Raw genomic sequence first — 12,441 nt, 5'->3', positions numbered from 1 at the left:
TCACGAAGGGCGCCTCCGGGCGCCCTTCGTCGTTCCGGGGCAGAGCGCGGGCCGTCGCGTCGGTCGATCGCAGCGCGCGAGACGGGGCCATGCGACAACGCCGTCGACTTATCCCGACTTGTCCACAGACTTATCTGCAACGGATGCAGTGCCGCGCTGGCTAGGATGGCCCGGTGATTTTCGCCGCGACCGCGGCCCGAGGCAGTATTCGATGAGCGCACGCGCAGGCTTCCGCAACGAGAAACGATTCGAGACGCGCGCCGAGTCGCGCATCGACCAGTTGCGCGTCCCCCCGCAGTCCGTCGAGGCCGAGCAGGCGGTACTCGGCGGCCTGATGCTCGCGCCCGACGCCTACGACCGCGTGACCGACCAGGTCAGCGAGTCGGACTTCTACCGCCGCGACCACCAGATGATCTTCCGCGCGATCCGCGAGCTGGCGGAGAAGAACCGTCCGTTCGACGCGGTGACGCTCGGTGAGTGGTTCGAGTCGACGGGGCAGTCCGAGCTCGTGGGCGGCGGCGCCTACCTCGTCGAGCTCGCGAGCACCACGCCGTCGGCCGCGAATATCACCGCATATGCCGAGATCGTTCGCGACAAGGCGATCCTGCGGCAGCTGATCGAGGTCGGCACGGAGATCGTCAACAACGGCTTCCAGCCCGACGGCCGCGAGAGCGCCGAGGTGCTGGAGGAGGCCGAGCGCGAGGTCCTCGCGATCTCGCAGGCGCACCGCACGGGCCGCGCGGACTTCACGCCGGTCACCAAGGCGCTGTCGGAGGCGTTCGACGAGCTGCAGACGCGCTATGCCAACGGCAGCGGCGTCACCGGGCTGTCGACGGGTTACACCGAATTCGACGAGATGACCGCCGGCCTGCAGAAGACCGACCTGATCATCCTCGCGGCACGCCCGGCGATGGGCAAGACGACGCTCGCGCTCAACCTCGCCGAGTATGCGGCGTTCAAGAGCCGCCTTCCGGTGGCCGTGTTCTCGATGGAAATGTCGTCGGCGCAGCTCGCGATGCGCCTGATCTCGTCGGTCGGACGCGTCAATGCGCAGCGCCTGCGCACCGGCCAGCTCGAGGACGAGGACTGGAGCCGCGTGACCGGTGCGATCCGCCAGCTGCGCGAGGCGAAGATCTTCATCGACGACGAGCCCGGGATGTCGCCGGCGAAGCTCGCGTCGAAGTGCCGTCGCCTCAAGCGCGAGCACGGGCTCGGCCTGATCGTCATCGACTACCTGCAGCTGATGAGCGTGCCGGGCAACAACGAGAACCGCGCGACCGAGATCTCCGAGATCTCGCGCTCGCTCAAGGGCCTCGCGAAGGAGCTGGGCGTGCCGGTGATCGCGCTGTCGCAGCTCAACCGCTCGCTCGAGACGCGCACCGACAAGCGCCCCGTCATGGCCGACCTGCGCGAATCCGGCGCGATCGAGCAGGATGCGGACATGATCGTCTTCATCTATCGCGACGACTACTACAACAAGGAAAATTCGCCGGACAAGGGCCTTGCCGAGGTGATCATCGGCAAGCAGCGAAGCGGCCCGACGGGCTCGTTCAAGCTCAAGTTCTTCGGCGAATACACCCGCTTCGACAACCTCTCGCACGACTCGATCGGCTCGTTCGAGTAGGGCCTCCCGGCGAACACGACCACCGGCTGAACCGGGGTCGCGGCGCTCCGCGCGGTTCACGTCGGATGAGACGGCGCGCGCCTAGCCTGCACGGGTGGAACGCATAACTCTCGAATCCGAGGCCCTGGCCAGCGTTGGCTACGACGCGGCGCAGCGCGTGCTCGAAGTGGAATTCAACAGCGGCCGCGTCTACCAGTACTTCGGCGTGCCGCAGAGCGAGGTGCAACGGCTGCTCGCCGCGCCCTCGCAGGGTGCCTACTTCAGCGAGCGCGTGCGCGACCGCTACGAGTTCGCACTGGTGCACTGAGGCGGCTGCCGGCGCCGGCAGCCGCCGCTAGACTGTCGCGATGGCCCGACCTACTTCCGCGACCATCCACGTCGACGCGCTGCGTCACAACCTCGGCCAGATTCGCGCACGCGCGCCGGGCAGCCGCGTCATGGCCGTCGTCAAGGCCGACGGCTACGGCCATGGGCTGGAGCGCGTCGCGCGGGCGCTGGCGGGCGCCGACGCCTTCGGCGTGGCGGCGCTCTCCGACGCCGAGCGCTTGCGCGCAGCGGGCATCTCCCAGCCGATCCTGCTGCTGTCCGGCTTCGATGAGGCGACCGACATCGACCGGCTGCGTGCGCTGGCCGTGTCGACGGTGGTGCACCATGCGAGCCAGCTCGAGATGCTCGAGCAGGCGACGCCGGGCGAGCCGATCGACTGCTGGCTCAAGCTCGACAGCGGCATGCACCGGCTCGGCTTCGCGCCGGGCCACTACCGCGCCGCGCACGCGCGCCTCACCGCGCTGCAGGGCGTGGTGGGCGACGTCGTGCTGATGAACCACTTCGCGAGCTCCGACGAGTTCGCCGACAGCGCCTCGCGTGGCGCGCAGACGCGCGAGCAGATCGCCGTCTTCCGCGAGGTGACCGCCGGCCTGCCGGGTGCCCGCTCGCTTGCGAACTCCGCGGCGGTGCTCGGCTGGCCCGAGGCGCACGACGACTGGGTTCGCCCTGGCGGTGCGCTGTACGGGATCTCCGTGGTGGACGGCCGCGACGGGGCGAACTTCGGCCTGCGCCCGGCGATGACGCTCTCGACGCGCCTGATCGCGGTGAACCGCGTGCCGCGCGGCGGCCGGATCGGCTATGCGGGCACCTGGGAATGCCCGGAGGACATGGACGTTGGTGTCGCCGCGATCGGCTATGGCGACGGCTATCCGCGCGCCGCGCCCGCCGGCACGCCGGTGCTCGTCGACGGCCGCCCGACTCAGGTGATCGGCCGCGTCTCCATGGACCTCATGACCGTCGACCTCCGGCCCGTGCCCGGCGCGCGCGTCGGCAGCCCGGTGGTGCTCTGGGGCGGTGAATTGCCGGTCGAGACGATCGGTGCGGCCGCGGGCACGATCGGCTACGAGCTGACGTGTTCGATCACTCGCCGCGTGCGTTTCACCGAGCGCTGACGGGCGTGCACACCGCGATCGTCTGGTTCCGTGACGACCTGCGCCTGGATGACAACCCGGCGCTGCGGGCGGCCGTTGAATCGGGTGCCGTGATCGTTCCGGCCTACGTCCACGATCCGGCGAGCGAGGGCGACTGGGCCCCGGGCGCGGCATCGAACGCCTGGCGGGCGCGTTCCCTACGGGCGCTCGCGCACGATCTCCAATCGCGCGGCGCGCCGCTTCGCGTGTTCCGGGGTGACAGTCTCACCGTGCTCGCAAAGCTCGCCGCAGCGACCGGAGCGACCGCCGTGCACTGGAACCGCCGGTACGAGCCCGTCGTCGCCGCGCGCGACGTGCGCATCGCCGAGGCGCTCGCGGGGTGCGGGATCGAGCCTGCACGCCACCGCGGCGCGCTCCTGTTCGAGCCCGACGAACTGCGCACCGGCAAGGGCACCGGCTTCCGGGTGTTCACGCCGTTCTGGCGCGCAGCGCGTGCGCGCTGGGCATTGGACGCGCACTGGCCGGCACCGATGCAACTGCCCGGCACGTCGACGGGCCTCGCCGGCAGTTCCGTCGGGCGCCTTTACCCGGCGCCCCGGCCGGCCTGGGATCGCGGCTTCTGGGACGAATGGACGCCGGGCGAGGCCGGAGCGCGCGAGGCGCTGGATACCTTCGTCGACGGCGCGCTGCGCGGCTATGCGACCGACCGTGACCGCCCGGATCGAACCGGTACTTCGCTGCTCTCGCCGCACCTGCGCTTCGGCGAGCTCGCGCCGTGGCGCGTCGCCGCGCGGATCGAGGCCGAGCGCGGCCGCGTCGGCGACACCGACGTCGACGCCTATGTGCGCCAGCTCGGCTGGCGCGAGTTCTCGGTGCACCTCATGCATCACGCGCCGCAGTCGGTCGACAGCAACCTCGATCCGCGCTTCGATGCCTTCGAGTGGACCGACGATGCCGCCGAGGCCGTCGACGCCTGGCGTCGCGGTCGCACCGGCGTGCCGATCATCGATGCCGGCATGCGGCAGTTGTGGGCGACGGGGTGGATGCACGGCCGCGTGCGCATGCTCGTCGCCAGTTACCTCTGCAAGCACCTGCGCGTGCACTGGCGTACGGGTGCGGAGTGGTTCTGGGACACGCTGGTCGACGCGGACCTCGCGAACAATTCGATGGGCTGGCAGTGGGTGGCCGGCACGGGCGCGGACGCCGCGCCGTACTTCCGGATCTTCAACCCGGTCACGCAGGCATTGAAGTTCGATCCGCAGGGTGCCTACGTCGCGCGCTGGGTCCCGGAGCTCGCGGCGTTGCCGGTGGCCACACGCCATGCGCCGTGGACGGACCCCGTCGCGCTCGCGCGCGTCGCGCCCGACTATCCGCGCATGCCGATCGTGGATCTGGCTGCAGGACGCGATGCCGCGCTCACTGCGTATCGGCGGCTTCGAGGCCGCCTAACGGAACCTGAGCAGGACCGCGACGAAAGCTGAACAGTACACGCGCGCCCTCACCCGTCGCCGACGAAACCGTGTCTAGCGTTGCGTCGCCTACACCGCGAGGGTTGCACACATGAAGACTCACACGAAGCTCACTCTCACCGCAGCCGTCATGTCGGCGCTGCTCGCCGGCTGCGCGACGAACCCGTCCGCCTACCGCACCAATCCCGATACGAACGACCGGACCCGCAATGGCGCGCTGATCGGCGCCGCCGTTGGTGCGGTCGCAGGCCTGTTGACCGGCGACGACGCCGTCGAGCGCCGCCAGCGTGCGCTCGTGGGCGCCGGCGTCGGTGGCCTGGCCGGCGGCGCCGTCGGCAACTACCAGGATCGCCAGGAGCGCGCGCTGCGCGACAGTATGGCCGGCACGGGCGTCGAGGTCGTTCGGCAGGGCGACAACATCACGCTCGCGATGCCCGACGCGATCACCTTCGGCACCGCCCGCGCCGACCTGCAGCCGCAGTTCCGCCCGGTGCTCGACCGCCTGGCGTCGACGCTCAACGAGTACAACCAGACGGTCATCGAGGTCGCCGGCCACACCGACTCGCGCGGTACCGACGAGTACAACCGCGACCTCTCGCAGCGCCGCGCCAACACCGTGGCGTCGTACCTGTCCGGTCGCGGCGTCGGCCAGAGCCGCATGATCACCGTGGGCGCGGGCGAGTCGCGCCCGCTGTGCACCGAGCAGACCGAGTCCTGCTGGGCGCGCAACCGTCGCGTCGAAATCACCCTGGTGCCGGTGCGCACGCAGGGCTGATCGACAGGGCAACCGTTCGATCGACGGGGCGCTGCGGCGCCCCGTTTTTTTTGCTGCTCGATCCACCGGCGTGCGGCATGCGATGCGTTTCACGGGCCCCACGGTGACGCCTAGCAGCGCGGGCTGCCATGAGCGGTTGGCATACCATCGCTGGATCCCCAGCCGATAGGAGTTCGCGATGTCGTCGTTCTCGTGCGTGAAATGCGGTGGCACCGAGTACAGCCGTAACGAGATGCGGGCCGAGGGCGGATTCCTATCGGCGGCGTTCGACATCTCGACCAACCGCTTCATCGCGGTGAGCTGTGAGCGTTGCGGCTTTACCGAGCTCTACCGCCAGGGGGTGGGTGGCGGCGCACAGCTGTTCGATTTCCTGGTGTCCTGACCACGTCCCGGGCGACGCGGCTGCAGGGCCGGCGCGACGAGCCACGACGCTGACCCGGTGACGGACATCCCATGCCCGGGCCGCATGCGTCAGGGCACTCCGCGCTTGCGGCGCGCGAGGTCGGAGTCCTCGCTCTCCTCGCGTGTCTCGTCGTCATGCGGGCCTTCCTCCCGCAGCCCGGTGCGCTTCTCGACCATGTTGAGCGCGACCAGCACCACGAGGGTGAGCACGGTCGCGGCGGTCGCGAGCACGTAGTGGTCGAGGCCCGCCATCACCCCGATCACCGCGACCATCAGCAGCGAGGCGGCCGTCGTGATGCCCGCCACGTGCTGGCCCTGGCGTCGCGCGAAGATCGTGCCCGCGCCGATGAACGACACGCCGCTGATCACGGCCTCGACGAGGCGAAGCGGGTCCGCGGTGATACGGATATCGTCGTCGTGGCGCGGCGCCTCCATGAGCGCGAGCTGGCTGATCGCCATCAGCAGCGCCGAGGCGCCGGCCACCAGCATGTGGGTGCGGAAGCCGGCGGGCCGGCTCTTGAGCTCGCGCTCGTAGCCGATGACGCCGCCGAGCAGCATCGCGTACGCGGCGGATCCCACCGCTTGCAGTTCGTGCAGCCAGTCCATGCCGTCACGTTCCGTGAGACGCCGTAAAGATAGCGTCGCGTCGCGCCCTTTTCGGCGTGCCGACAGCCGCCTGTCTACCGTCGCGCCATGCCCTCCGACCTCGTCGTCCTCCGCCGCGAAGGCCTCTACTGCCCACCCGGTGACTTCTACATCGATCCGTGGAAGCCCGTGGAGCGGGCCGTCATCACGCACGGTCACGGCGACCATGCGCGGCCGGGCTCGGTCGACTACTACACCGCGGCGCAGAGCCTGCCCATCCTGCGCTGGCGGCTGGGCGAGCAGGCCTACCACGCCTACGAGTACGGCCAGCCCTTCACCCTCGGCGAGGCGCAGGTCTCGTTCCATTCCGCGGGCCACGTGCTCGGCTCCGCGCAGGTGCGGATCGAAGCGGACGGGCAGGTCTGGGTCGCGTCCGGCGACTACAAGCGCCAGCACGATCCGACGTGCGCGCCGTTCGAGGTCGTCGAGTGCGACACCTTCATCACCGAGGCCACGTTCGGCCTGCCGATCTACCGCTGGCCGGAGACATCCGAGGTGGCCCGCGAGATCGTCGAATGGCGCGATCATTGCGGGCGGCGGGGCGAGGCGGCCGTGCTGCTGTGCTATGCGCTCGGCAAGGCGCAACGCATCCTGGCCGAGCTCGCCGCGTGGACCGACCGCCCGGTCTACGTGCACGGCGCGGTCGATGCCGGCGTGCAGGTCTATCGCGAGGCGGGCGTGCCCATGCTCGCGACGCGACCCGTCGCGGAGACGGCCAAGGGCGCCGACTTCGCGGGCGAGCTGATCATCGCGCCGCCGTCCGCGGCCGGAAGCACGTGGATGCGGCGCTTCCGCGGCGCGCAGGTCGGCTTCGCCTCGGGCTGGATGCGCGTACGCGGCAACCGTCGGCGCCGCAATTACGACCGGGGCTTCGTCGTGTCCGACCACGCCGACTGGCCGGACCTGATGCGGACCATCCGTGAGACCGGCGCGCGCCGGGTCATCGCGACGCACGGCAACACCGATGCGATCCTGCGCGCGCTCAACGAGGCCGGCATCGCCGCGGAAGCCTTCGCGACCGACTACGCAGGCGAAGCCGAATGAGACGTTTCGCAGCCCTGTACACGGAGCTCGACCGCAGCACGGCCACGCTCGACAAGCGCGCCGCGCTCGTCGCCTATTTCCGTGATGCACCGCCGGAGGACGCGGTGTGGGCGCTGTGGCTGCTGTCCGGCGGCAAGCTCGCGCGCATCGCCAACACGCGCGAGCTGCGCGACTGGCTCTCGCAGGAGACCGGCACGCCCGACTGGCTCGTCGACGACTGCCATGCGCACGTGGGCGATCTCGCCGAGACGCTGACCCTGCTGTTCGACGACCCGCCCAAGGGGGCGCCGGATGTCCCGCTGAGCGTGTGGATCGAGAAGCGGCTGCTGCCGGTCGCGGGGCGCGATCCGGAGCTGCGCCGGGCCGCGGTGGTGGACGGCTGGCGGTCGCTGTGCGCGGACGAGCGGCTCGCGTTCAACAAGCTGTTGACCGGCGCGCTGCGCGTAGGGGTCTCCCAGCGGCTGGTGCAACAGGCACTCGCCGACATGTCCGGCATCGACATCGCGCGCATCGCGCAGCGCATGCTCGGCGCATGGCAGCCGACGACGCGTTTCCTGCGCGACCTGCTCACGCCCGAGGAGCTGCCCGGCGACCGCGAGCAGCCGTATCCCTTCTTCCTCGCCTCCCCACTGGAAGCCGAGCCGGACACGCTCGGGCCCGTCGACGACTGGCTGCTCGAATGGAAATGGGACGGCATTCGCCTGCAGCTCATTCGTCGCGGCGATGACATCGCGCTGTGGTCGCGTGGCGAGGAGCGCCTCGATGGGCGGTTTCCCGAGATCGAGCAGGCCGCTACCTCGCTGCCGCGCGATGCCGTGATCGACGGCGAGCTGGTGGCGTGGCAGCCCGGCGCCAACGCGCCGATGCCGTTCACCGCGCTGCAGACGCGGATCCAGCGACGCAAGCCCGGGCCGAAGACACTCGCCGACACGCCCGTCTGCGTGCTCGCCTACGACCTCCTCGAGCTCGACGGCCGCGACCTGCGCGAGCTGCCGCTCGCCGAGCGCCGCGAGATGCTCGAGGACCTGCTGTCGGCCAACAACGACGCCCGCATCGTGCCGTCGCCGCGCGTCGACGCCGTGGACTGGGGGGAAGCGCGCGTGCTCCGTGAGGCCGCGCGGGAGCGTGGCGTGGAAGGGCTGATGCTCAAGCGCCGCGCCTCCACTTACCAAGCGGGGCGCCGACGCGGCGACTGGTGGAAGTGGAAGATCGATCCGCTGGTGATCGATGCGGTGCTGATCTACGCGCAGTCGGGCCACGGGCGACGCAGCACGCTGTTCACCGACTACACGTTTGGGCTCTGGGACGGCGAGCTGCTCGTGCCCGTTGCCAAGGCGTACTCCGGCCTCGACGACAAGGAAATCCTCGCGCTCGACCGCTGGATCCGGGCCCACACGATCGAGCGTTTCGGTCCCGTGCGATCCGTCGAGGCCGTGCACGTCTTCGAGCTCGGCTTCGAGGCGGTGAACCGCTCGACGCGCCACAAGTCGGGCATCGCCGTGCGCTTTCCGCGCATCCTGCGTTGGCGCCACGACAAGACCCCGCATGAGGCCGATCGCCTCGACACGCTCAAGGCGCTCGCGCGATGAGCGGCTTCCTGCTCCGTGGCGCCCTGCCGCCCGAGGGTGACGACCCGTACGCGGAGTATCCGGAGCGTCCGCGCCCGGACGCGCCGCGTCAGACGGTGGAGTCGATCCGCCGCGAGCGATCGCGTCGCGCGGCCGCCACCCGGCGTCGCGAGGCCGCACAGGAGCGCACCGCGCGCGCGCGGGACGGGGCGGCGGAGCAGGGCGCGGAGGATGCGATCTGCACCCTGGAAGGATTGGTCGACGTCGGAGGCGAGCCCATCCGGGCGCCGCGCGCGCGCAACGACAGCGATCCGCAGTCGGCACTCGCGGGATGGTTCAAGGCGCGCGGCTGGAGGCCTGCCGCGTTCCAGCAGGACGTCTGGGCGCGCTACTTGCGCGGCGAGTCCGGACTGCTGCACACGCCCACCGGCAGCGGCAAGACGCTCGCGGCGTTCGGCGGCCCGCTGCTCGAGGCGCTCGGCGATCGCCAAGTCCGAACGCGCGATGAGAAGTCCCCGCCGACCACGCGGACGACGCACGCCGACGAGCGCGAGCTGCGCGTGCTCTGGATCACGCCACTGCGCGCGCTCGCCGCCGATACGCTGCGTGCGCTGCGCGAGCCGGCCGACGCGCTCGGGCTCGACTGGCGTATCGGCCTGCGCACGGGTGATGCCTCCGCGCGCGACAAGCGCCTCGCGCGCGATGGCCGGCTCGATGCGCTCGTCACCACGCCCGAGTCGCTCGCGCTGCTGCTGTCCTATCCCGACACCGGCGAGCGTCTGACCGGCCTGCGCTGCATCGTCGTCGACGAGTGGCACGAGCTGCTCGGCACCAAGCGCGGCGTGCTGCTGCAGCTGTGCCTCGCACGGTTGCGTGCGCTGTCGCCGGCGCTGCGCATCTGGGGGCTCTCGGCGACACTCGGCAATCTCGACGAGGCCCGCGACGTGCTCTTGCCGCATGCGCCGGCATCGGAGGTGGTGTCGGGCGCCGCGCCGCGCCCGATGACGCTCGAGACGCTCGTGCCCGCGGAAGGCGAGCGCTTCCCCTGGGCGGGGCATCTCGGGCTCGCACAGCTCTCGCGCGTGGCCGACCGCATCTTCCAGGCGCGCACGAGCCTGCTGTTCACCAACACGCGGGCGTATGCGGAACTTTGGCACCAGGCGCTGCAGGCGGTCTGGCCCGAGGATGTGGCGACGCTCGCGCTGCATCACGGCTCACTCGACCCTCACCTCCGCGCCGACGTCGAGGCCGGGTTGCGCGACGGCCGACTGCGCTGCGTCGTCGCGACCTCGAGCCTCGACCTCGGCGTCGACTTCCCCGCGGTCGACCAGGTCTTCCAGCTCGGCAGCCCGAAGGGGACCGCGCGGCTCCTGCAGCGCGCCGGCCGGGCGAAGCACCGGCCGGGCGAGTCGGGGCATGTCGTGTGCATTCCCACGCACATGCTCGAGCTCGTCGAGTTCTCGGCAGTGCGCGAGGCGATCTCCGCGATCGAGGTCGAGGCGCGCCGCCCCCCGCGCATGAGCCTGGACGTGCTGGCCCAGCACTGCGTCACGCTCGCGCTCGGCGGCGGGTTCGATGCCGACGCGCTGCTGGCGGAGGTGCGCGGCACGCATGCCTTCGCGGGCCTCGCGGACGAGGCCTGGCAATCCGTCCTCGACTTCATCGTGCAGGGCGGCCGCGCGCTCGAGCACTACCCGGATTTCCACCGCGTCGTGCGCGACGGGGCTGGACGCTACGTCGTCGAGGATTGTCGCGTCGCCACGCGCCATCGCCTGTCGATCGGCACGATCGCCAGCGAAGGCAGCGTGGCGGTCAAGCTCGTTCGTGGCGGCACGCTCGGGGCGGTCGAGGAAGGCTTCATCGCGCGCCTCAAGCCTGGCGACCGCTTCCTGTTCTCGGGGCGGATGCTCCAGCTCGTGCGCATGGAGGCGATGACCGCGCAGGTGAAGCGCGCGCCGGCCGGCGAGGGAATCGTGCCGCAGTGGACTGGCATCCGGCAGCCGCTGTCGATGGAGCTCGCCGCGCGCGTCGAACGCCTGCTCACCGAGCCCGTCGACGCGCCGGAGATGCGTGCGGTCGCGGGGCTGCTTGCGCTGCAGTCGCGCCTGTCGTCGCTGCCGCGGCCCGGTCGGCTGCTGGTCGAGGCCACGACCACGCGCGAGGGACCGCAGCTCTTCGTCTTCCCGTTCGCGGGCCGCCTGGCGAACGAAGGCCTCGCCGCGCTGGTCTCGCTGCGCTGGGGTCGCATCGAGCCCAACACCTTCGGCTATGCCGCCAACGACTACGGCTTCGTCCTCAAGCCGGCGAACGAGACGGCCGTCGACGAGGCGCTGCTCGAGTCGTTGCTCACGCCCGAGCGCCTGTTCGAGGACCTGCGCGAGAGCCTCAACCTCGGTGAGCTCGCGCGTCGCCAGTTCCGCGAGATCGCCAAGATCGCGGGCCTGCTGCCGCCCACGGTGCCCGGTCGTCCGCAGAAGAGCATGCGGCAGCTGCAGGCCTCCAGTGGGCTGCTGTTCGACGTGCTGCAGCGCTACGACCCGCAACACATGCTCCTCGAGCTCGCCGAGCGCGAGGTCTTTGCAGGCCAGCTCGAGGTGCAGCGCCTGCAGCGCGTGCTCGAGGCCTGCGCGCAGCGGCGCGTGATGCTGCTGCGGCCGCGCGGGCTCACGCCGCTGTCGTTCCCGCTCTGGGCCGAGGGCCTGCGCGGCCAGCTCAGCACCGAGGACTGGAAGACCCGCGTGCAGCGCGCGGCCTCGCAGCTGGAGCGTCGCCATGCACGATGACCCCGGCGGGCGGTACGTCGTCGGCGAGGTCGGCGGCGAGGCGGTGTGGCTGCTCGCCGACCGCGCGCTGTTCTGGCCGCGCGAGCGGCGCCTGTTCCTGTCCGACCTGCACCTGGGCAAGGGCGACATCTTCCGTCGCGCCGGAATCGGGCTGCCCAGCGGCGGCACCGCGGGCGACCTCGACCGGCTTGCGCGCGCGGTCGAGCTGACGGGCGCGACGTCGGTCTGGATCCTTGGCGACGTCGTGCACGGCGCGGTGCATGACAGTGCCTGGCGCGCGACCTGGCACGACTGGCGCGTCGCACATCCCGAGCTGTCCGTCGCGGCGCTGACGGGCAACCACGACCGCGCACTGGCCGACGCGGGGCTCGGCGTCGAGCTGCTCGGCGAGGCGCTCGACATCGGACCATTCGCGCTGCGCCATGAGCCGGCCGAGGTCGACGGGCTGCACGTGCTGAGCGGCCACCTCCATCCTTGCGTCGCCATCCGGGAGCTCGGCCCGCGCCGCTTTCCGGTCTTCTGGCTCCGGCCGCGCCTGACCGTGCTTCCGGCGTTCTCCGAGTTCACCGGCGGTTGCCAGGTGGACGCCGGGCACGCGGACGGGATGGTGGTCTGCGCCGGCGGGACGGCCGCCTGGATCCGGCGACCCCGGCCTGAACGCGCGGCCCGCCGTTCGCCTGGCCGCGCTTGAGAGTAGGGCGCGGGGGCCTATA

The 12,441-nt window shown here is 71.1% G+C and carries 11 protein-coding genes; 10 read left to right on the top strand and 1 reads right to left on the bottom strand.

Annotated elements, in window-relative coordinates; all coding sequences use genetic code 11:
• Positions 1 to 211 precede the first annotated feature (211 nt).
• From ACYVJJ_RS11750 to ACYVJJ_RS11725, 6 genes are all read left to right on the top strand, one after another.
• A complete protein-coding gene (locus tag ACYVJJ_RS11750) occupies positions 212 to 1,624 on the top strand; it encodes a replicative DNA helicase (protein ID WP_460833791.1) in 1,413 nt (470 codons plus the stop codon).
• Between the two features lie 94 nt (positions 1,625 to 1,718).
• Entirely contained in the window at positions 1,719 to 1,931 is a 213-nt protein-coding gene (locus ACYVJJ_RS11745; protein ID WP_460833790.1) for a KTSC domain-containing protein, read from the top strand.
• A gap of 40 nt (positions 1,932 to 1,971) precedes the next feature.
• On the top strand, positions 1,972 to 3,063 hold the full coding sequence (alr, locus tag ACYVJJ_RS11740; protein ID WP_460833788.1) for an alanine racemase: 1,092 nt from the start codon (positions 1,972 to 1,974) through the stop codon (positions 3,061 to 3,063).
• A gap of 5 nt (positions 3,064 to 3,068) precedes the next feature.
• A complete protein-coding gene (locus ACYVJJ_RS11735; RefSeq protein ID WP_460833786.1) occupies positions 3,069 to 4,523 on the top strand; it encodes a cryptochrome/photolyase family protein in 1,455 nt (484 codons plus the stop codon).
• 79 nt (positions 4,524 to 4,602) lie between these two features.
• Positions 4,603 to 5,286, top strand: coding sequence for an OmpA family protein (locus ACYVJJ_RS11730; protein ID WP_460833784.1), 684 nt, complete (start codon positions 4,603 to 4,605; stop codon positions 5,284 to 5,286).
• A gap of 178 nt (positions 5,287 to 5,464) precedes the next feature.
• Entirely contained in the window at positions 5,465 to 5,668 is a 204-nt protein-coding gene (locus ACYVJJ_RS11725; RefSeq protein WP_460833783.1) for a zinc ribbon domain-containing protein, read from the top strand.
• A gap of 89 nt (positions 5,669 to 5,757) precedes the next feature.
• Here ACYVJJ_RS11725 and ACYVJJ_RS11720 read toward each other — a convergent pair whose 3' ends face one another.
• Positions 5,758 to 6,294: an MgtC/SapB family protein gene (locus ACYVJJ_RS11720; protein WP_460833781.1), complete on the bottom strand. Its 537-nt coding sequence runs from the start codon at positions 6,292 to 6,294 to the stop codon at positions 5,758 to 5,760.
• Between the two features lie 87 nt (positions 6,295 to 6,381).
• Here ACYVJJ_RS11720 and ACYVJJ_RS11715 point away from each other — a divergent pair, with 87 nt between their 5' ends.
• The 4 genes from ACYVJJ_RS11715 to pdeM are packed head-to-tail and all read left to right on the top strand — an operon-like array spanning position 6,382 to position 12,419.
• The gene (locus ACYVJJ_RS11715) at positions 6,382 to 7,377 is read left to right on the top strand and encodes a ligase-associated DNA damage response exonuclease (protein WP_460833780.1); all 996 of its coding nucleotides are present in this window, start codon (positions 6,382 to 6,384) and stop codon (positions 7,375 to 7,377) included.
• Positions 7,374 to 8,966: an ATP-dependent DNA ligase gene (locus ACYVJJ_RS11710; protein WP_460833778.1), complete on the top strand. Its 1,593-nt coding sequence runs from the start codon at positions 7,374 to 7,376 to the stop codon at positions 8,964 to 8,966. The genes ACYVJJ_RS11715 and ACYVJJ_RS11710 overlap by 4 nt, the downstream gene beginning before the upstream one ends.
• Entirely contained in the window at positions 8,963 to 11,728 is a 2,766-nt protein-coding gene (locus ACYVJJ_RS11705) for a ligase-associated DNA damage response DEXH box helicase (RefSeq protein ID WP_460833777.1), read from the top strand. Before ACYVJJ_RS11710 ends, ACYVJJ_RS11705 begins: the two co-directional genes overlap by 4 nt.
• Positions 11,718 to 12,419 (top strand): ligase-associated DNA damage response endonuclease PdeM, encoded by a 702-nt coding sequence (gene pdeM / locus ACYVJJ_RS11700; protein ID WP_460833776.1) that lies wholly within the window; start codon positions 11,718 to 11,720, stop codon positions 12,417 to 12,419. The genes ACYVJJ_RS11705 and pdeM overlap by 11 nt, the downstream gene beginning before the upstream one ends.
• Positions 12,420 to 12,441 lie beyond the last annotated feature (22 nt).

The organism is Lysobacter humi (ex Lee et al. 2017) (genome assembly GCF_054781815.1).
This window is presented reverse-complemented; position numbering and strand designations above follow the sequence as displayed.

Coding starts and splice junctions, on each gene's coding strand:
- ACYVJJ_RS11710 (WP_460833778.1), top strand. CDS start 7,374: ATGAGACGTTTCGCAGCCCTGTACACGGAGCTCGACCGCAGCACGGCC.
- ACYVJJ_RS11730 (WP_460833784.1), top strand. CDS start 4,603: ATGAAGACTCACACGAAGCTCACTCTCACCGCAGCCGTCATGTCGGCG.
- ACYVJJ_RS11720 (WP_460833781.1), bottom strand. CDS start 6,294: ATGGACTGGCTGCACGAACTGCAAGCGGTGGGATCCGCCGCGTACGCG.
- pdeM (WP_460833776.1), top strand. CDS start 11,718: ATGCACGATGACCCCGGCGGGCGGTACGTCGTCGGCGAGGTCGGCGGC.
- ACYVJJ_RS11725 (WP_460833783.1), top strand. CDS start 5,465: ATGTCGTCGTTCTCGTGCGTGAAATGCGGTGGCACCGAGTACAGCCGT.
- ACYVJJ_RS11750 (WP_460833791.1), top strand. CDS start 212: ATGAGCGCACGCGCAGGCTTCCGCAACGAGAAACGATTCGAGACGCGC.
- ACYVJJ_RS11705 (WP_460833777.1), top strand. CDS start 8,963: ATGAGCGGCTTCCTGCTCCGTGGCGCCCTGCCGCCCGAGGGTGACGAC.
- alr (WP_460833788.1), top strand. CDS start 1,972: ATGGCCCGACCTACTTCCGCGACCATCCACGTCGACGCGCTGCGTCAC.
- ACYVJJ_RS11715 (WP_460833780.1), top strand. CDS start 6,382: ATGCCCTCCGACCTCGTCGTCCTCCGCCGCGAAGGCCTCTACTGCCCA.